At 66.9% G+C, this 18,963-nt stretch carries 15 protein-coding genes and 1 tRNA gene; 10 read left to right on the plus strand and 6 right to left on the minus strand.

What is annotated here, in order from left to right; all coding sequences use genetic code 11:
• The first annotated feature begins 68 nt into the window (after window positions 1-68).
• Both C9424_RS08990 and C9424_RS09000 read left to right on the plus strand, forming a co-directional pair.
• The gene (locus C9424_RS08990) at window positions 69-257 is read left to right on the plus strand and encodes a hypothetical protein (RefSeq protein WP_116766536.1); all 189 of its coding nucleotides are present in this window, start codon (window positions 69-71) and stop codon (window positions 255-257) included.
• 882 nt (window positions 258-1,139) lie between these two features.
• Window positions 1,140-1,868, plus strand: coding sequence for a PKD domain-containing protein (locus tag C9424_RS09000; protein WP_116766538.1), 729 nt, complete (start codon window positions 1,140-1,142; stop codon window positions 1,866-1,868).
• Window positions 1,869-2,003: 135 nt separating this feature from the next.
• Here the strand turns inward: C9424_RS09000 and C9424_RS09005 are convergent, their stop codons facing one another.
• The 6 genes from C9424_RS09005 to C9424_RS21420 all read right to left on the minus strand — a co-directional run bounded on the left by C9424_RS09005 (window position 2,004) and on the right by C9424_RS21420 (window position 6,544).
• The gene (locus C9424_RS09005) at window positions 2,004-2,228 is read right to left on the minus strand and encodes a hypothetical protein (protein WP_133247498.1); all 225 of its coding nucleotides are present in this window, start codon (window positions 2,226-2,228) and stop codon (window positions 2,004-2,006) included.
• 159 nt (window positions 2,229-2,387) lie between these two features.
• Window positions 2,388-3,353: a hypothetical protein gene (locus tag C9424_RS09010; RefSeq protein WP_133247499.1), complete on the minus strand. Its 966-nt coding sequence runs from the start codon at window positions 3,351-3,353 to the stop codon at window positions 2,388-2,390.
• Complete coding sequence (locus tag C9424_RS09015; protein WP_116766541.1) at window positions 3,350-3,835, minus strand: hypothetical protein; 486 nt, start codon at window positions 3,833-3,835, stop codon at window positions 3,350-3,352. The genes C9424_RS09010 and C9424_RS09015 overlap by 4 nt, the downstream gene beginning before the upstream one ends.
• Window positions 3,836-4,200: 365 nt before the next feature.
• Window positions 4,201-4,276 (minus strand) — tRNA-Lys (locus C9424_RS09020).
• 115 nt (window positions 4,277-4,391) lie between these two features.
• Window positions 4,392-5,489 carry a PQQ-dependent sugar dehydrogenase gene (locus C9424_RS09025; RefSeq protein ID WP_237563375.1) on the minus strand — a complete coding sequence of 366 codons (1,098 nt, stop codon included), beginning with the start codon at window positions 5,487-5,489 and terminating at the stop codon, window positions 4,392-4,394.
• 29 nt (window positions 5,490-5,518) lie between these two features.
• Window positions 5,519-6,544, minus strand: a complete 1,026-nt coding sequence (locus C9424_RS21420; protein ID WP_161958214.1) for a sunset domain-containing protein — start codon at window positions 6,542-6,544, stop codon at window positions 5,519-5,521.
• Between the two features lie 200 nt (window positions 6,545-6,744).
• Here C9424_RS21420 and C9424_RS09040 point away from each other — a divergent pair, with 200 nt between their 5' ends.
• The 8 genes from C9424_RS09040 (at window position 6,745) to C9424_RS09075 (ending at window position 18,956) form a co-directional block, all read left to right on the plus strand.
• The gene (locus tag C9424_RS09040) at window positions 6,745-7,713 is read left to right on the plus strand and encodes a LysR family transcriptional regulator (RefSeq protein ID WP_116766545.1); all 969 of its coding nucleotides are present in this window, start codon (window positions 6,745-6,747) and stop codon (window positions 7,711-7,713) included.
• A 99-nt stretch (window positions 7,714-7,812) separates the two neighbouring features.
• On the plus strand, window positions 7,813-9,534 hold the full coding sequence (ilvD, locus tag C9424_RS09045; RefSeq protein ID WP_116766546.1) for a dihydroxy-acid dehydratase: 1,722 nt from the start codon (window positions 7,813-7,815) through the stop codon (window positions 9,532-9,534).
• A 380-nt stretch (window positions 9,535-9,914) separates the two neighbouring features.
• Window positions 9,915-11,813, plus strand: a complete 1,899-nt coding sequence (locus C9424_RS09050) for an acetolactate synthase large subunit (protein WP_091253335.1) — start codon at window positions 9,915-9,917, stop codon at window positions 11,811-11,813.
• A gap of 2 nt (window positions 11,814-11,815) precedes the next feature.
• Window positions 11,816-12,328, plus strand: coding sequence for an acetolactate synthase small subunit (gene ilvN, locus C9424_RS09055; protein ID WP_018773531.1), 513 nt, complete (start codon window positions 11,816-11,818; stop codon window positions 12,326-12,328).
• Between the two features lie 97 nt (window positions 12,329-12,425).
• Window positions 12,426-13,451, plus strand: a complete 1,026-nt coding sequence (ilvC, locus tag C9424_RS09060) for a ketol-acid reductoisomerase (protein ID WP_091253334.1) — start codon at window positions 12,426-12,428, stop codon at window positions 13,449-13,451.
• Between the two features lie 153 nt (window positions 13,452-13,604).
• On the plus strand, window positions 13,605-15,200 hold the full coding sequence (gene serA, locus C9424_RS09065; protein ID WP_116766547.1) for a phosphoglycerate dehydrogenase: 1,596 nt from the start codon (window positions 13,605-13,607) through the stop codon (window positions 15,198-15,200).
• A 205-nt stretch (window positions 15,201-15,405) separates the two neighbouring features.
• Window positions 15,406-18,192: an ABC transporter permease gene (locus tag C9424_RS09070; protein ID WP_116766548.1), complete on the plus strand. Its 2,787-nt coding sequence runs from the start codon at window positions 15,406-15,408 to the stop codon at window positions 18,190-18,192.
• Window positions 18,189-18,956: an ABC transporter ATP-binding protein gene (locus C9424_RS09075; RefSeq protein ID WP_371129565.1), complete on the plus strand. Its 768-nt coding sequence runs from the start codon at window positions 18,189-18,191 to the stop codon at window positions 18,954-18,956. The genes C9424_RS09070 and C9424_RS09075 overlap by 4 nt, the downstream gene beginning before the upstream one ends.
• Window positions 18,957-18,963 lie beyond the last annotated feature (7 nt).

Here is an 18,963-nt window from a genome sequence, read left to right on the forward strand (position 1 = left end):
CGAGAGTCTCGACGTGCCAACGGATCGGGAGGACGATTAAGGGGCAATCACCATGAAGGAGGCCAGTGATGTGCTATTCGAACTACAAGGATTTCGGGCGTGATACCAGGAAGGATGCCGCACGGGAATCCGGGGAACGCCGGGAGCCCCGGCCGGAGGCAAAGGAATTCAAGTTCTGGGCCTTCCCCCGCCGCACCAAGGAATTCACCGTCGAGGAGCCGGAACACGTCGTAGACCGGTCCCGCGAGAAGGTCTAAGACAACAGGATGTCATTCAAGCGGCCGCCGAACCGCCACAGTTCGCTGTGACGGTTCGACGGCCTCTTTAGGACCGGCCTGGCCGGCGGAGGCCAATCGCTGCCGAAGAGCCCAGGAGGAGCCCGCCTAGCGCCAACAGAGCACCGCCGGTGAGGCCGCTCTGCCCGTCAGGTCCGGGAACATCCTGTCCGGCAGGGCTGCCCAGTGGCGTGGCGGGTGAGGGCACGGTCCCGTGGCCGGCGCCCGATGCCGGAGTCCCGGATGTGTCAGCCGTGACCGGGGCCGGAACGGCCCCCGTGGCCGATTGACCGGCGGCGCCCTGACCGGCGGATGGAACCGGGCCGGGCGTCGGGGGCGCCGGGACCTGTGCGGGCCGGGCCGTCTGTCCTTGTGACGGTGGCGCGGGTGGCGTTGGGGACGGCGCGGCGGCCGACGTCGACGGTGCCGGGGTGCTCGGCGGTGTCGAACCGGAACCCGGGGGAGCGGACGGCGGGCCCGGCGTCGGCGCGGCGGGGCAGATCTTCACGGGGATGAGGCCGGCAGGCGTGCAGGGAGCCGCCACTGCGGGCCGCGCCAGGAGGAGCGGCGACGCCGCGAGCACGAGAACCACGGCGGCTATGCGACAGGCCTTCCGGATGGAGTTCATCCTCCCCATCGTAGGGTTCCACCTCCTGCCGGCACGGAACCTCGGCCCGGTGAGTGTCGCGGTAGAACGACGCTTCCTGCTGGCGTCTTGATCTATCCGTAGGCGTTTACCCGTGGCAGGATCGGTCAATGGGGGATTTTATGGGGCTGTGCCGGGCAATTTGCTGGACCACCGCGGTGGCATTACTGATGCTGGCCACAGGCTGCGCACACGAGCCGGGACAGGCAACACCTGCCGTGAGCCCGCCGTCGGAGTCCAAGGTCCCGGCAACGGCACCGAGCAGCTCCGCACCCGCCAGCCAGGCGTCTGCGAGCCAGGGACCAACGGGGCAAGCCCAACCCAGCCAGGCCCAACCCAGCCAGGCCGCCGGCGGGGCCCTGCAGGTCAACACGATGCCCCTGGGCGGCAGCCGGGTCGACGTCGTAGCTAGACTGCCGATCAACGCCTACTGGGCCAGGCCCGGCCAGGAGATCAACTTCGACGCCTCATCCTCCGAGGGCGTCATCGGCCAGTACGAGTGGGACCTGGACGGGGACGGCACCTACGACACGACCACCCGGTCGCCGATCCTCAAGCACGTCTACGCCCGGCCGTTCGAAGGCGTGATGATCCTGCGGGTCTCTAACCCGCTCGGCAGCGCCAACATCCTGAAGACCCCGGTCCACGTCGGCACGGGCCCGGGACCCGGGGGCGTCCGCCCGGTCCCGCCGACCAACGTCAAGGCCGAGGTCGTCTCCGCCGACGGCACCCAGGTGAAGGTCACGTGGGAATCGAACGACCCGACGGCTGACTCCTGGGGTGTGGCCGTGAACGGGTTCCCGGCCGGCCGCGCTTACAAGTCGGCCCGGTCCGTCACGGTCACCGACATCCAGCGCGACAAGGACGTCCTCCTGCAGGTCTTCGGCATCACCGCCGACGGCGCCGTCGGCGACCGGGCGGGAACGACCCTGCCGGCCGCGAAATGAGGGAAGCTTAGCGGACAAAAAAGAAAACCCGGCCCCGCGGGCCCCTGAGCCTGCGAAGACGGGTGATCCCGCACCGGATGGCATCAAGGGCTAACCGGTCAGCGGAAGCGGCTCGGGCCCGGGCTGCCCCGAGCCTCAGACGTTGGCTGATTTCCCCCAGGGGCCGATCTGGTCCAGGGTGTATCCGTCCGGGTAGGCCACGACGTTCATCCTTCCCGGCACAAATATGGGCTCGGTTGGCAAGGGGCGCCGCCTGGCCTTGAGGGAGCGGAACCGCAGCACCGCGTTGAACGGTACGCGCAGCACTGCCGGGGCAGGTTTCAGGCCCAGGGCAACAGCGACCTCGGGTTTGTCCATCATCAGCGCCAGGATGGTCGGGGTGAACCGGCGAAGCCGGGTGGGGATACGGCTGGCGAAGGCCCCGACCGGTAGATCCCGTACATGTCCGTACCGCTCGGGCGTGTTCGGCGGGTCGGGTGCGTCAGGAGGTACAGGGGAGCTTTCTGTAGCTGCCGCAGGTTATGCCAGGGCAGGGGCGACGTGGAGCTTTGCTTCGACCGAGAGCAGGTAGCTGCGCTCCTCCGCGGTCAGGAAGGTCGCCGAAGTGCCCGCAGCGAGTTCAGCGTCCCGGATTTCGACAACCATCCGGTGCAGCCGGTCCTGTACCGGCGCCTGGGGGTCGGCCTCAAGGGTCCGGTCAAGAGAAGTGTTCTGCAACGCTTTGGCCCAGATGGTCTCGACGCGCGCGAGGGTTTCGGTGTTCCAGCGGTGGAGCTTTTTGCGGGCGCCCCTGCCGGCAACCGCCGGGATCGTGAGTCCGGCGCCGGCCAGGACGGTCGCGGCCAGCTCCAGCTGATGGTACGGGAAATCAGGCCTGACCAGTATGGCCAGGAATGTCAGGTGTCGGGCCAGCAGGGAGAGACACATCTCGGCCATCACCAGGAAACCCATGATGCAGCCGGCGCCCAGCATGGAGAAGCCGACTCGGAACGAGCGGCTCATACGCGGGACGTAGCGGAAGCAGATCACGGCAATTTCCGCGCTCATCGAACAGATGAAGAGGGTGAGCATCAGCGAGAACAGGAGGGCTGGGAAGCGGTCCTCGTAGATGCCCCAGGCGGGGGTCGTGATGGTGGGCCCTGTGAGGATGAAGAACGCGGTTTGCAGGGTCAGCGTGAGCGTCAGAGGCAGGGTGCGTGTCCACCAGGACCGGCGACCGCCGGCTTCCGGGGCGATGGCCGCGTATGCGGCGAGGCGCAGATACCAGAGGGAAATAATCATCAGGGAGTTCAGGATCAGTTTGACCAGGTTCATCCCGCCCAGGGCTGTGTCGACGGGGACATAGACAATCGGGGACATGAGCAAAGAGCCCATGGCTCCGTACACGGCGCAGGAGAACACCAGATCGGTGCGGTTGCGAAGCAGGGCGGGAATGCGGGCCCCGGCCAAGAGGAAGAGTGCCGCGGCCATGAGGAACTGCATCATCCGAAGACCGCCCCGAAGTTGCCCGGCTCCGCGTCCGGCTGCCGGTAGGAGCGGCGGATGCGGGAGGCCAGCCGGTCGGCAAGGAGTTCGGCAGTTACCTCGAGCTCATTGAAGAAATCGGTGCGCTTCAGGGCCGAGACGACGCGCTCCGGGCCGAGGTCCGGGAAGAAGGTCTTGGCGTAGTCGTGCGAGAGGTCCTCCTGCTCGTGGCGGAGGATCATGTGGGCGAACTCGTGCAGCACGATCTGCTGGCGGTGCACCTCCGATGCCGCCTTGGCGTGGAGGATGAGATCCAGGTCGTCCAGTCCGAACCACAGGCCGCAGACCTTGTCCGTGGGTGTGTTGTCGATGGGCTTGATGACGATCCGGCGCCCCCTGGCGGACTCCAGGTGGGCCTGGATGGAGCGCATGGAGACTGGTTCCTGTAGCCGCAGGCTGTCTTCCGCAGTCCGTGCCCGTGCTCGGGCGACGCTGTAGTCCATGGGAGCTGATCCTTGGGATAGTCCGATAAGTGGCCAGAGTCCCCTGACTCCAAAGGAGGAGCCTATCAGCCCTGTTCAGGGGCCTTCCCGGCACCCGGCGTGTCGGAAGAAGTAACGTTCGTCTCTGCCAGTTGTTCGTCTGGAGCGTCACCCATGTCCGGAGGAATGACAAAGCGCGCCTTGACGCCCTCACCGAGGTAGGTGTTACCTGTTGAGCTGCCCTGTGACTCGCAACCGCGCGGCGGACGAAAGATCGGGACACCTTGGCGCAAATAACTAGCCCGTGAATATCGCCTCGGAGGAATTATGGCAAGAAGAAACCCCGCCCTGCAGGCCGCTAAGCCTGCGAAGACGGGGTTTCTCTGTGGTGCACCCCCCGGGACTCGAACCCGGAACCCATTGATTAAGAGTCAATTGCTCTGCCAGTTGAGCTAGAGGTGCATCTGTTGTTCTTGTTCATCGGGGCTTTTTCTTTCCCCGTTGTTCTCCGCAACGACATGAAACTCTACACGAGTTTGGCCGCGGTGTGAAATCGAGGCGCGGGGGAGGAGTCGCGCTAGGCGTGAAGGTTCAAAATCAGCGCAAAATCAGGGTTTTCGCCGTTGCTGAGGAGCCACAGGCGGCCGTCGGGGGCGAGTGAAACGTTCCGGATCCGACCGTACTTTCCTGTGAAATAGCTCACAGGATCGCGGGCGAATTCGCCCTTGAGGGGAACGGCCCACAGCCTTTGCCCGCGCAGGGCGCCCAGGTAGGCGGTGTTGCCGACAATTTCGAGCCCGCTGGGCGAGGAATCCGCCGTCGACGGCCACACGACTTTGGCGTCGAGGAAGCCGGTGCGGTGCGGGGCGCCCGTCACGTCCGGCCAGCCGTAGTTGCCGCCGGGCACGATTAGGTTGAGCTCGTCGTTGACATCGGGGCCGAATTCGCTGGCCCACAGCCTGCCCGCGCTGTCCCAGGCGAGTCCTTGCACGTTCCGGTGGCCCAGGCTGTAGACCGGGTTCTCGCCGAAAGGGTTTCCGGGCGCCGGCCGGCCATCGGCGGTGAGCCGGAGGATCTTCCCGCCGAGGGCCCTGCTGTCCTGCGGCTGCTCCCGGCGCTGCGAATCGCCGGTTCCCACATACAGAAAGCCGTCGGGACCGAAACGGATCCGTCCGCCATTGTGCGTGCCAGCCTTCGGAATCCCCGTGAAAACAGTCTCCGGGGCGCCCAGTTCCCACCGCCCGCCGCGGTCCTCGAGCCGCATGCGGACGATTCTGTTGTCTTGGGCCGCGGTGAAATATGCGTAAAGGTAGTGGTCCGTCGCGAAGTCAGGGGACAGGGCAAGGCCCAGGAGGCCGCCTTCGCCGCCGGGTACGACGCCGGGCACCTTGCCGAGGGTGCCCAGCTGTCCGCCGTTGATGGTCCGTAGCAGGGCGGAGTCGCGTTCGGAGACGACGGCGGTGCCGTCCGGCAGGTAGACCGTGGACCACGGCAACTGCAGGCCGTCAATCCGCTCCGCCACCGTGGGCTCACCCGCCGTCCCCGGCGCGCCCGTGGCAGGGCCGCCCCCTTGCGGGGGCGTGGGAGAGGAGGCACCGCCGCCGGTGCAGGCGCTTGAGACAAACAGGGCAACGGCGAGGGCTGTTGCCCTGACCACGACATGGCGGAGCAGCAAGGCGAAAGTTGTAGGAACCGGGCCGGCTGCTACTGGCGCGTCCGGCGGGGCGGCCGGAATCCGGCGGCTTCGGCGTGTGCTGCGGAGACGAACCATACTTCCGCCCGGGCTTCTTCGTAGGCCGGGCTGGAGTCTTCGTAGTAGGTCATCGACAATGCGTTGCCCTTGACGGTGAAGCCTTCCGGTCCGCTGCCGTCGGCCGCCGGGGCCGCCGATCCCTCGCCGTAGGGCTGGTCAGTAGCGAGGTGGCCCGTGGGCTCGGTCGTGTGGCTTGCGGAAGCCTCCGTTGCCGCGGACGAGGCGGCCATCTGCGTGGTCTCCATGTCGGCAAGGGGCGCTGCCGCTGGTGCTGCTCCTGTAGCGGGGCCGGGCGACTCGGGCATCGCTGCGGCGGCGGCGCCGGTGGCATTCGCAACACCAGGGGCAGCGCTCCCGGCACTGACGTTGGCGCCTTCATTGTCGGCTGCCTCCGCGGCTGCCGTCTCAGCTCCGGGCAGGGTCGGCGAGTGGGGCTCGGTGTATTCGGGATGGTGCACCGGAGGCCCGGCAGCAGCCGCCGGTTCGGCGGCAACTCCTGGAACGTGCGCAGCGTGGGCCGGTTCGTGGTGGGTCGTGGCCGCATGCGCATCGGCCGGTGCGGCGGTCTCGGACCACTGGGTCTCCCACTCGGTGCTGTCCGCAACGCCGGCGGCTTCCGGCGCGCCTGCCGCGGCCGTGGCTGCGCCCGCGGCCGGTTCGATCGTCGGGGGCGCTGCCGGTTCGGGAGCGGGGGTCATCTTCTCTGCAGTGGCCTGCGGCGCAGGGGTCTCCGGTGCAGCCATCTCGGCCGGCGGCATCGCCGCCGAGGGCGCCTCAGGTGTTTGCATCGCTTCTGGCGCTGGCGCCGCCGTCGAACCCGCCGCCGTCGAACCGGCCGCCGTGCCGGAAGAGCTGCCGGTGCTGGTGGTTCCGGCGGAGGCGGAACCTGCGCCCGGGCGGCTCTTATTGCGGTTGAGCACGGCCCAGACCACAGCGACCACCACGATGATGACGACGAGCCAGACTATCCAGTCCATAGCAGAGCCTTTCAGTCCATATTCAGTCCATGAGATTCAGTCCATGAGGCACGGTTGCCGATGCTTGACGGTACGTCCGGGCCAAGCCGGCTGTCCACCCTTCCCGGGGCCGACACGGCCGCCTGCCGCGAGGGCACGGGCGGCCCCGCGAGCTGGCCGGAAACCGAAAACGAGCAAGGCCCGCCGTGTAGCCTCGCCTCATGGATTTCAAGCGACTGCGGATTCTGCGCGAACTCGCCGACCGCGGCACGGTAGGCGCCACCGCCGAGGCCATGAACGTGACGCCGTCGGCTGTGTCTCAACAGCTCAAAACCCTGCAGGAAGAACTGGGCGTGGTCCTGGTGGAGAAGTCCGGCAGGGGAGTGCGGCTCACCGAGGCTGGCCTGGCCATGGCAGGCGCTGCTGCCGAGGTGTCCACCGCCATGGCACGGGCCGAGGCAACCATCGACACCTACCGGCGGGGCTGGCAGACGCGGGTTGTGGCGGCCTTTTTTCCCAGCGCCGCGGAGATGTTCCTCCCGGGCCTCCTGCACCGGGTCAAGGCCATCGAGGGCCTCCGCTTCGAAGCGCACTTCGAGGATCCCGGCGTTGCCGGGTTCGCCGGGCTGACCGCGGACTACGACATCGTCCTGGCCCACAGCGTCGACGGTCCCGAAGTCTTCGGCGGCCAGGGCCTGGCCGTGGTGCCGTTGCTGGAGGAACCCCTGGACGTGGCCCTGCCCGCGGGGCACGCGCTGGCCGCTAAGGCCACGCTGTGCGCCGAGGACGTCGTCGGCTTCCCCTGGATGGGCGTTCCCGAGGGCTTTCCCTTCGACACCGTGCTGCGCCAGATTGAGCTGCGGGCCGGCTCGCAGGCTGTCCGCGCCCAGCAGTTCCCCGATCTGCGTGTGCTCGAAGCCCTTGTCAGCGCCGGCCACGGGCTGAGCCTGCTGCCGCGGTACACGGCTGTCAGCAACCAGGACCGCGGATTCGTCCTGCGCCCGCTCGAAGGCGTAAAGGCCAACCGCAGCATTGTTGCCCTCGCCCGTCCCGACGTCGCGGCCCGGACCACCATCCAGCAGGTCCTGGCGATGCTGAAGGCCGAGGCCCAAGCTGTCGCCGAAGCTCCGCAACAGCGTGACGCGGCTCACCGAATTCGCGGCCAAGCGGCCGCGGATTTCATCATGTGAGATGAGAGTCCACTATTTGATCGAAATATTCCCGGTTTTCCGCTTAACGCTCCCTCATGGGGTCGTTGGGGTCCGGGGCAGACCCCTAGACTTTGAGCCATGAGTCAGGACACCCAAACAGCAGCAGACACCAAGCCGGACATCAAGCCCCGCAGCCGGGTCGTTACCGATGGAATCCACGCCGCGCCCGCGCGCGGTATGTTCCGGGCGGTCGGCATGGGCGATGACGATTTCGCCAAGCCCCAGATCGGTGTGGCGAGTTCGTGGAACGAGATCACTCCCTGCAACCTTTCTTTGAACCGGCTCGCCCAGGGCGCCAAGGAAGGCGTGCACGCCGGCGGCGGGTTCCCGATGCAGTTCGGCACCATTTCCGTCTCTGACGGCATCTCCATGGGGCATGAGGGCATGCACTTCTCCCTCGTCTCCCGCGAAGTCATTGCCGACTCCGTCGAGACCGTCATGCAGGCCGAGCGGATCGACGGCTCCGTCCTGCTGGCCGGGTGCGACAAGTCCCTGCCCGGCATGCTGATGGCCGCGGCCCGCCTGGACCTCGCAGCCGTGTTCCTCTACGCCGGCTCGATCATGCCCGGCTGGGTCAAGCTCGAGGACGGCTCCGAGAAGGAAGTCACCCTGATCGACGCGTTCGAGGCCGTCGGTGCCTGCGCCGCCGGGAAGATGAGCCGCGAGGACCTGGACCGCATCGAAAAGGCCATCTGCCCGGGCGAAGGCGCCTGCGGCGGCATGTACACCGCGAACACCATGGCGTGCATCGGTGAGGCCCTGGGCATGTCCCTGCCCGGCTCGGCCGCGCCGCCCTCCGCGGACCGCCGCCGCGACGCATTCGCGCACAAGTCCGGCGAAGCCGTGGTCAACCTCCTGCGCCTGGGCATCACCGCCCGGGACATCATGACCAAGAAGGCCTTCGAGAACGCGATCGCCGTCACCATGGCCTTCGGCGGGTCCACCAACGCCGTGCTGCACCTGCTCGCCATCGCCCGCGAAGCCGAGGTCGAGCTGACCCTGGACGACTTCAACCGGATCGGCGACAAGATCCCGCACCTGGGCGACCTCAAGCCGTTCGGCCGTTACGTGATGACCGACGTCGACAAGATCGGCGGCGTGCCGGTCATCATGAGGGCCCTGCTCGACGCCGGCCTGCTGCACGGTGACTGCCTCACCGTCACCGGCAAGACCGTCGCGGAAAACCTCGCCGCGATCAACCCGCCGGACCCGGACGGCAAAGTGCTCCGCGCCATGGACAACCCGATCCACAAGACCGGCGGCATCACCATCCTGCACGGCTCGATGGCCCCCGAGGGCGCCGTCGTCAAGAGCGCCGGCTTCGACGCGGACGTCTTCGAAGGCACCGCCCGCGTGTTCGAACGCGAACAGGGCGCCCTGGACGCGCTGGACAAGGGCGAGATCCACAAGGGCGACGTCGTCGTCATCCGCTACGAGGGACCCAAGGGCGGCCCCGGCATGCGCGAGATGCTCGCCATCACCGGCGCCATCAAGGGTGCGGGCCTGGGCAAGGACGTCCTGCTGCTCACCGACGGCCGCTTCTCCGGCGGCACCACGGGCCTGTGCATCGGCCACGTCGCACCGGAAGCCGTCGACGGCGGCCCGATCGCGTTCGTCAAGGACGGCGACCGGATCCGGGTGGACATCGCGGCCCGCACCTTCGACCTCCTGGTCGACGAGGCCGAGCTCGAGTCCCGCAAGGTCGGCTGGGAACCCCTGCCGGCCAAGTTCACCAAGGGCGTCCTCGCGAAGTACGCCAAGCTCGTCCACAGCGCCTCCACCGGCGCCTACTGCGGGTAGCGCACGCTGAACAGCTAAACCCAACTAGCTCGCACCTGTGGCCGTTATGAGCGGGCATAACGGCCAATAACTGCGAGCTAGTTGGGGTGGCGTTCATCCAGTGGACAGCGTTGTCCAAATAGTGAGACAGGTGCCCGGCTCGTTGACACTTGTCTCACTCAGAGGGAAAACTGAACGCATGATCGAGATCGTTACCGCCGGTGCATCCGTCGTCGTACTTACCAAGCGCGTGGCTGACTAGCCCGACTGGTAACGAACCGTCACGCGCAACCCCTCGAAGAGCCACTCGGCTGAGGGGTTTTTTTATTTCCCGCAGCACCAGCACCACGCAAGACCCAAGAAGTTCCACGATCACCGAAGATCCACAAAGGAAGAGTCCGATGAGCAAAGGATCGCCGATCAGCCCCTCGCTGATGGCCACAAAGTCCGCTGGAGCCCACAAGGCTCCGGATCGCGTCGAACGTCCGGCTGACGCCGGCGTCGACACTGCTGCCGTCTCTCCTGTCCTCGGACCGAACAACGTCGTACCCCCGACCGTTATGACCGGTTCGCAAGCAATTGTCCGCTCGCTCGAAGAACTCGGCGTCCAGGACATTTTCGGTTTGCCCGGTGGCGCGATCCTGCCCACCTATGACCCCTTGATGGCCTCCAAAATGAACCACGTTCTGGTCCGTCACGAACAGGGAGCCGGCCACGCCGCGCAAGGCTACGCCATGGTCACCGGACGGGTTGGCGTCTGCATCGCCACCTCTGGCCCGGGTGCCACCAACCTCGTCACCGCCATCATGGATGCCCACATGGACTCCGTGCCGATGGTGGCCATCACTGGCCAGGTGTCCAGCGGGGTGATCGGCACCGACGCATTCCAGGAAGCGGACATCGTCGGGATCACCATGCCGATCACGAAGCACTCCTTCCTGGTCACCGACCCCAACGACATCCCGCACGTCATGGCCGAGGCCTTCCACCTGGCCTCCACCGGGCGCCCGGGACCCGTCCTCGTCGATGTCGCCAAGGACGCCCAGCAGGGCCAGATGACGTTCTCCTGGCCGCCCAAGATCGATCTGCCGGGCTACCGGCCGGTGCTGCGCGGCCACAGCAAGCAGGTCCGCGAGGCCGCCCGGCTCATCACCGCCGCCAGCAAGCCCGTGCTCTATGTCGGCGGCGGTGTGGTCAAGGCCCACGCCTCGGCCGAGCTGCGCGAACTGGCCGAGCTGACCGGCGCACCCGTCGTGACCACCCTGATGGCCCGCGGCGTGTTCCCGGACTCGCACCCGCAGCACGTTGGCATGCCGGGCATGCACGGCACCGTTTCCGCCGTGACCGCCCTGCAGCAGTCCGACCTCCTCATCACCCTCGGCGCACGGTTCGATGACCGGGTGACCGGCGTCCTGAAGTCCTTCGCCCCGAACGCCAAGGTCATCCACGCCGACATCGATCCGGCGGAGATCTCCAAGAACCGCACGGCCGACGTCCCGATCGTTGGCTCGGTCAAGGAGATCATTCCGGAACTGAGCGAGGCCCTGCGCACGCAGTTCGAAGCCTTCGGCACCCCGGATCTGACCAACTGGTGGGCATTCCTGAACAACCTCAAGGAAACCTACCCGCTCGGCTGGACCGAACCCGAGGACGGCCTCAGCGCCCCGCAACGCGTGATCGAACGCATCGGTGCCCTGACCGGACCCGAGGGTGTGTACGTCGCCGGCGTCGGACAGCACCAGATGTGGGCCTCGCAGTTCATTAAGTACGAACGCCCGCACGCCTGGCTGAACTCCGGCGGCGCCGGCACCATGGGCTACGCCGTGCCGGCGGCCATGGGCGCCAAGGTGGGTGAACCCGACCGCGTGGTCTGGGCGATCGACGGCGACGGCTGCTTCCAGATGACCAACCAGGAACTGGCCACCTGCGCGATCAACAAGATCCCGATCAAGGTTGCCATCATCAACAACTCCTCGCTGGGCATGGTCCGGCAGTGGCAGACCCTCTTCTACGAGGGCCGCTACTCCAACACCGACCTCAACACCGGCCATGACACGATCCGCATTCCGGACTTCGTCAAGCTGGCGGACGCCTACGGCTGCGCTGCCTTCCGCTGCGAACGCGACGAGGACATCGACGCCACCATCCAGAAGGCCCTGGAGATCAATGACCGCCCCGTGGTCATCGACTTCGTCGTGAGCCCCAACTCGATGGTGTGGCCGATGGTCCCCTCGGGGGTCAGCAACGACCAGATCCAGGTTGCCCGCAACATGACCCCGGAATGGGAAGAGGAGGACTGAACATGACCCGCCACACATTGTCCGTTCTGGTCGAAGACAAGCCCGGTGTGCTGACCCGCGTCGCCAGCCTCTTCGCCCGCCGGGCCTTCAACATCAATTCCCTGGCCGTCGGCCCCACCGAGGTCCCGGGCATGTCCCGGATGACCGTCGTGGTCGACGCCGACGGCGAGCTGATCGAACAGGTCACTAAGCAGCTGAACAAGCTGGTCAACGTGATCAAGATCGTCGAGCTCACCTCAGAATCTTCCGTACAGCGCGACCACATCCTGGTCAAGGTACGTGCGGATGCCGCAACACGCCTGCAGGTCACCCAGGCTGCAGACCTGTTCCGCGCTTCAGTGGTCGACGTCTCCACAGAGTCGGTGGTCATTGAAGCAACGGGCCACCCCGAGAAGCTCACGGCACTCCTGTCAGTGCTTGAGCCCTTCGGCATCCGCGAAATCGTGCAGTCCGGCACCTTGGCCGTTGGGCGGGGATCCCGCTCCATGAGTGACAGGGCCTTACGCAGCGCATAGGCAAGTAACGGCGCAGGCAACTGCCTGGCCGAGCGTTGCGTCCCAAACCGCAGCACCACAGACAACATCGAAAAACCACTCAAGAGGAGTTACGCAAGTGACTGAAATGTTCTACGACGACGACGCAGACCTGTCGATCATCCAGGGTCGCAAGGTTGCCATTGTCGGCTACGGCTCCCAGGGCCACGCCCACGCGCTGAACCTGCGCGATTCCGGCGTCGAGGTTGCCATCGCGCTCAAGGAAGGCTCGAAGTCCATCGCCAAGGCCGAGGACGCAGGCTTCACGGTCAAGAACGTCGCAGACGCCGCCGAATGGGCCGACGTCATCATGATCCTGGCGCCGGACCAGTACCAGCGCTCGATCTACAACGACTCCATCAAGGACAAGCTGACCCCGGGCAAGGCCCTCGCCTTCGCCCACGGCTTCAACATCCGCTTCGGCTACATCAAGGCACCGGAGGGCGTTGACGTCATCCTGATCGCCCCGAAGGCTCCCGGCCACACCGTGCGCCGCGAGTTCGAAGCCGGCCGCGGCATCCCGGACATCATCGCCGTTGAGCAGGACGCCACCGGTTCCGCCTGGGAGCTGGCCAAGTCCTACGCCAAGGCCATTGGCGGCACCCGCGCCGGCGTCATCAAGACCACCTTCACCGAAGAGACCGAAACGGACCTCTTCGGCGAGCAGGCTGTCCTCTGCGGCGGCGTGTCCCAGTTGGTCCAGTACGGCTTCGAGACACTGACCGAGGCCGGCTACCAGCCGCAGATCGCTTACTTCGAGGTGCTTCACGAGCTCAAGCTCATCGTTGACCTCATGTGGGAAGGCGGCATCGCCAAGCAGCGTTGGAGCGTCTCGGACACCGCAGAGTACGGCGACTACGTCTCCGGCCCGCGCGTCATCACCCCCGAGGTGAAGGAGAACATGAAGGCAGTCCTGAAGGACATCCAGGACGGCGCCTTCGCCAAGCGCTTCATCGACGACCAGGACGCCGGCGCTCCCGAGTTCAAGGCGCTGCGTGCCAAGGCCGAGCAGCACCCGATCGAGGCCGTGGGCCGCGAACTGCGGTCCCTGTTCGCCTGGCAGCAGCAGGACGCGGACTACGTCGAAGGTTCAGCAGCCCGCTAAACCGCGGCCCGCTAAATATTGCCCGGCAGGGGAGCCGGACACCTTTTTCCTGGGGGTCCGGCTTCCCTGCTGTCCAGCACCACCCGTCTCACCAGCACCACCTGATTCACCAAAATCCCCACCAGATACACAAGAGAGCTAAAGAGGTCACCGGTGACAAGCACCAAACCTGTCGTACTCCTCGCTGAGGAACTTTCACCCGCCACAGTCGAGGCCCTCGGCCCGGACTTTGAAATCCGCCAGACTGACGGCTCCGACCGTTCCCAGCTGCTCTCCGCGATCGCCGACGTCGACGCGATCCTGGTCCGCTCCGCCACCCAGGTGGACGCCGAAGCCATCGCCGCCGCCAAGAACCTCAAGGTGATCGCCCGCGCGGGCGTGGGCCTGGACAACGTGGACATCAAGGCCGCCACGCAGGCCGGCGTCATGGTGGTCAACGCGCCGACCTCCAACATCGTCTCCGCCGCCGAACTGACGGTCGGGCACATCCTGAGCCTCGCCCGCCACATTCCGCAGGCCAGCTCCGCGCTCAAGGACGGGGAGTGGAAACGCTCCAAGTACACCGGCATCGAACTCTTCGAAAAGAAGATCGGCATCATCGGCCTCGGCCGGATCGGCGCCCTGGTGGCCGCCCGCCTGAAGGGCTTCGACACCAAGATCCTCGCGTACGACCCCTACATCACCTCCGCCCGGGCCGCCCAGCTCGGCGTCCAGCTGGTGACCCTCGATGAGCTCCTCGCGCAGTCGGACTTCATCACCATCCACATGCCCAAGACTCCGGAGACCGTCGGCATGCTCGGCGCCGACGCCTTCAAGAAGATGAAGAGCACGGCCTACGTCGTCAACGTCGCCCGCGGCGGCCTGGTGGACGAGGAAGCCCTCTACACCGCGCTCCAGGCCGGTGACATCGCCGGTGCCGGCGTCGACGTCTTCAACAAGGAGCCCAGCACCGACCTGCCCTTCTTCAAGCTCGACAACGTCGTGGTGACCCCGCACCTGGGCGCCTCCACCGACGAGGCCCAGGAGAAGGCCGGAGTCTCCGTCGCCAAGTCCGTCCGCCTCGCGCTGGCCGGCGAACTGGTCCCGGACGCCGTCAACGTCGCCGGCGGTGTCATTGCCGAGGACGTCCGCCCCGGCATCCCGCTGATCGAAAAGCTCGGCCGGATCTTCACCGCGCTGACCCACGCCTCCCTCACGCAGTTCGACATCGAGGTGGCCGGCGAGATCTCCTCCCTCGACGTCAAGGTCCTGGAACTCGCGGCCCTCAAGGGGATTTTCGCCGACGTCGTGACCGAGCAGGTCTCCTACGTCAACGCCCCGGTGATCGCCGAACAGCGCGGCATCAACGTCCGGCTCATCACGACGCCGGACACCGAGTCCTACCGCAACGTGCTGACCCTGCGCGGTGCCCTCAGCGACGGCAGCCAGATCTCCGTCGCGGGAACCCTCACAGGCCCGAAGCAGATCCAGAAGCTCGTGGGCGTCAACGGCTACGAGGTGGAGATCCCGATCAGCGAGCACCTCGTGGTGGTGGCCTACTCGGACCGCCCCGGCGTGATCGGCACCATCGGCCACATCCTGGGCATGAACAACATCAACATCGCCGGTATGCAGGTGGCACGCCAGGCAGAAGGCGGCCAGGTGCTCGCCCTGCTGACCATCGACAGCTCCGTTCCCCAGCAGGTCCTTGACGCGATCAAGGCCGGGATCGGCGCTGACATGGTCCGCGAGGTTGACCTCGAGGACTGAAATCCTCCCCGCAGGGCGCCGGCGGCGGCTTGAGAGCCGCCGGCGTCCGTGAGCGGGCGGCCGGTCTGCGTACAATGGCTAGGACCGAATTTCGGGTCTTGGCCGGCAGACCGGCCTTTACTTTTGCACGCCCGGCACGGGACGCCTTCAATTCCGCAGGAAATGAACTGCGGCGTGCGCACGCAATCCAGCTTTCAGGAGCCCAATGAACGCCGTCCAGAGGTTCATCAGAAGCAGAGTGCTTCTGCTGACCGCGTCCATTTTGATCGTGGCCATGTGCCTGTCAGTCCTCGTCCAGGGTCAGTCCCAGGCGGCGCTGAGCAGGACCGTGGACCAAAACTCCCGGGGGCTCTACGACGTCCTGGTCCAGGCCAAGGCCGGTGACAACGGCAGCTTGATGCAGCCGGACATCGCCACCGGGCAGGGCGGCATCAGCTTCGACCAGCTGGACGCGATCCGGAAGCTCTCCGGCACGTCGGTGGCCGCGCCCATCAGCCTGGTCTCCCGCGTCACCCAGAACCTCGAGGCACCCCGGCTGGACGCCACCGACTACCTCGGCTTCAACGCAGGCCTCGCCGGCACGGCCGGCGACCCGACCGCCACGGACCCGAGCAAATGGCCGGCCGCGGAATCTGTCCTGAGCGACACCCCGAAGAAATACCGCCTCACCGCCAGCGCCGTCAGCTCCGACGGCCACTCCGACCAGACTCTCTTCAAGACCACGGCCGAAGGAACCCTCGGCAAGGCCAAGCTGGTCGAAGAGCAGGTGGCCGGCGGCAAGAACGTCCGCATTCAGGGCCCGGCCGGCGAAACCGGCATCAAATTCCCCACCCCCGCCGGCGGCTCCGAGCACAACCTCTTCAACCTCTCGGTCTCCCTGCCCATGGCGCCGCAGGTGACCGAGTCCGTGGTCGCCGTCGACCCCGTCTCCGAACGCGCCCTGCTCGGCACGGCCGGTGACTTCCTTGCTCCGCTGGAGAAGGCCCCGCCCGCGGATGCCCGCAACGCCGGCGCGATCGGCCGCCACTTCGAGAGCCTCTTCACCAACGGCATCAGCATGGACGAGCTCAAGGAAGGCCCCGACTTCCTCGGCGTCAAGCTCAAGTACTGGGCCCCGCTGATGACCCAGTACCAGCAGGCCAAGCGCGACGGCCAGCTCACCGCCGATTCGCAGGCGATTCCGCTGATCGTGCGCACCGGCACCGCCCTGGACCTGAAGTACTCGGTCAAGATCGAGGAAATCGACGACTCCGGCAACGTCACCAAGGACGTCGGCACCGTGACCCGCTCGCTGGACAAGGACTACCTCCCGTTCGTCTCCAAGTCCCCGTTCGCCCTCGCCTGGCCCGGGTCCAAGGACCTCACCCAGCTCATGGGCGACACCGCATCCTTCAGCCAGGGCCTCTACAACCCGGCCACCTGGACCACCAACTTCGCCGCTGCCCCCAAGTACAAAGACGGTGAAACCGCCGCCAACGGCGCGGCGAACAAGAGCGCCACGCCCGGCGACTGGGTCACCGTGAACCGGCTCCCGGACAAGGCCGCGAACGGCGCCGCCGTCGACCAGACTCAGCGCGATCCCGTTGACGAGCGCTCCTACCGGGACAACCTCGAGACCGGCAAGAAGCTCGCCACCCCGCTGGCCATGGTCTACGGCACGTTCGACCCTTCGGCGGTCAAGGAAGCTGCCGGCGACGTCAACCGGCTGCCCCTGGGCGGCTACGACCCCGCGCCGTTCACCCTGACCAAGGACGCGGCCGGCAACCAGACCAGCACCGAACTCAAGCCGTCCCTGAGCGCCACAGGCCTGGTCAGCCAGTCCGCCGGCGCCATCACCGACTACTACGGCCTCGCCGCCGCCCGCGGGTACGACACTAACGCCAACGTGATCGACGCCGTCCGCGTCCGGGCCAAGGTCCCCGGCAGCTGGAAGCAGGCGCAGCCCGACATCGAGAAGCTCGCCAACGAGATCCGCGACATGGGCCTGGAAGCCACCGTCGTGGCCGGGTCCGCCCGCGAAGACGCCAGCATCGCCGTTCCCGGCTACTCCAAGGACGACGCCGGCAAGGAATCACCGCTGGGCACCGTACAGCAGTCGTGGGTCCGCCAGAACGCCGCGGACGCCGTCTCCGGCTCCCTGACCACCACGAACCTGACCCTGCTGTTCCTGACCCTCTGCGGTGCCGCCCTGCTAACGGGTGCCTCCACCGTCAGCTACGTCCGCAAACGGCGCAGCGAGGCCGGGACCCTGCGTGCCATGGGCTGGACGCAGCGCAGGATCCGTTCCTGGGTGCTGGCCGAATTCGGCGTCGGCGCGGGCCTGCTGGCCGTCGTCGGGATCGCCCTGAGCCTGATCACCTGGAGTGCGGCCACCGCGATCGTCTCGGCCTCGGTCCTGGCGTTGTACGTGGGCGCAGCGTTCTTCGCCGCGCAGCAGCTGCGCCACCGCGAGGAAGTGGACCAGGAACCGCAGCACGATGAGCGGCTCATGGCGATTGATTCCCCGCTGACCTTCGCCAACCGGCAGCTGAGCACCAACAAATTCAACACCATCGCGCTGGCTGTTGCCGTCGGTGTTTTCGCCGCCGCCGTAGGCGGACTGGTCGCCCTGCTGATCGACATTCCCCGGGCCGCCGGCGCCAGTGCGCTGGGCGGGCTGGCTGCGGCCAGCATCGCGCTCCCAAGCATCATCCTGGCCTTGTCCGGCGTGGCCGTCGGCCTGGTCCTGACCATGGTCACCGGGCGGTTCGAGCTGCAGGCCAAGCGCCAGTACCTCGGCACGCTGCGGGCCATGGGCTGGAACCCGGACATGCTGGGCCAGGTCCGCTTCTTCGAAAATGCCATGGTGGGAACCGTCGCGTTGCCGCTGGGTATTGTGGGCGCCCTCGGCATCGGCCTCCTCCTCGCCCCCTATGCCGCACTGTGGGCCGCTCTCGCCGGCCTCGTGGCTGTACTTTGCTGGATTCCGATTGCAACGAAAGTGGTCCAATGACTAACGAGCTGAACCTTGACCGGGAGGCACACGACCGGATGACCGCCAGCACCCGTCGCGGTGCGCACAAGACCCGCGCCAACACGATCGTGAAGGCCACGGACCACGCCACCCCGCTGGAACTGAGCAACATCACCATCCACTACGGCGGCGGCAAGGGCGGTGCCGAGCCCGTCAACGTCGTGGACGACTTCAACATGACGCTGCACGCCGGCGAGATGCACTGTGTCGCCGGCCGCTCCGGCTCCGGCAAGACCAGCATCCTGACCGTCGGCGCGGGCCTGACCCTGCCGACGTCGGGCCGGGTGTTCTGGGAAGGCGACTCGCTCGAGACCATGGGCGACGACGAGATCGCCGACCGCCGCCGGGCCCTGATCGGCTATGTCGACCAGGGCGGCGCCCTGATCGACGGGATGAGCGCACTCGAAAACGTCCTGCTGCCGGCCGTGCCGGATGGCGAGGTGGAGAAGCGCCGTGACATGGCCAAGGACCTCCTGGACCTCGTGGGCCTGGGCCGGCGCATGCGCCACCGCCCGGCGCAGCTCTCCGGCGGTGAGCGCCAGCGCGTGGCGATCGCCCGCGCCCTCATCCTCGGCACCCGGGTCCTGGTGGTCGACGAGCCGACGGCCAGCCTGGACCGTGCCGCGGCTAACCGCATCATCAGCATCCTCAAGGACACGACGTCGGACGGCATTGCCGTGCTGGTGGCTTCACATGACCACGAACTGGTCCGCCAGAGCGATACCCTGACCGAACTGATCTAGATTTAGA

It is taken from the genome of Arthrobacter sp. H-02-3, assembly GCF_003097355.1.
Lineage (GTDB): Bacteria > Actinomycetota > Actinomycetes > Actinomycetales > Micrococcaceae > Arthrobacter > Arthrobacter humicola.

Coding starts and splice junctions, on each gene's coding strand:
- C9424_RS08990 (WP_116766536.1), top strand. CDS start 69: ATGTGCTATTCGAACTACAAGGATTTCGGGCGTGATACCAGGAAGGAT.
- C9424_RS09005 (WP_133247498.1), bottom strand. CDS start 2,228: ATGATGGACAAACCCGAGGTCGCTGTTGCCCTGGGCCTGAAACCTGCC.
- C9424_RS09010 (WP_133247499.1), bottom strand. CDS start 3,353: ATGATGCAGTTCCTCATGGCCGCGGCACTCTTCCTCTTGGCCGGGGCC.
- C9424_RS09015 (WP_116766541.1), bottom strand. CDS start 3,835: ATGGACTACAGCGTCGCCCGAGCACGGGCACGGACTGCGGAAGACAGC.
- C9424_RS21420 (WP_161958214.1), bottom strand. CDS start 6,544: ATGGACTGGATAGTCTGGCTCGTCGTCATCATCGTGGTGGTCGCTGTG.
- C9424_RS09040 (WP_116766545.1), top strand. CDS start 6,745: ATGGATTTCAAGCGACTGCGGATTCTGCGCGAACTCGCCGACCGCGGC.
- ilvD (WP_116766546.1), top strand. CDS start 7,813: ATGAGTCAGGACACCCAAACAGCAGCAGACACCAAGCCGGACATCAAG.
- C9424_RS09050 (WP_091253335.1), top strand. CDS start 9,915: ATGAGCAAAGGATCGCCGATCAGCCCCTCGCTGATGGCCACAAAGTCC.
- ilvN (WP_018773531.1), top strand. CDS start 11,816: ATGACCCGCCACACATTGTCCGTTCTGGTCGAAGACAAGCCCGGTGTG.
- C9424_RS09070 (WP_116766548.1), top strand. CDS start 15,406: ATGAACGCCGTCCAGAGGTTCATCAGAAGCAGAGTGCTTCTGCTGACC.
- C9424_RS09075 (WP_371129565.1), top strand. CDS start 18,189: ATGACTAACGAGCTGAACCTTGACCGGGAGGCACACGACCGGATGACC.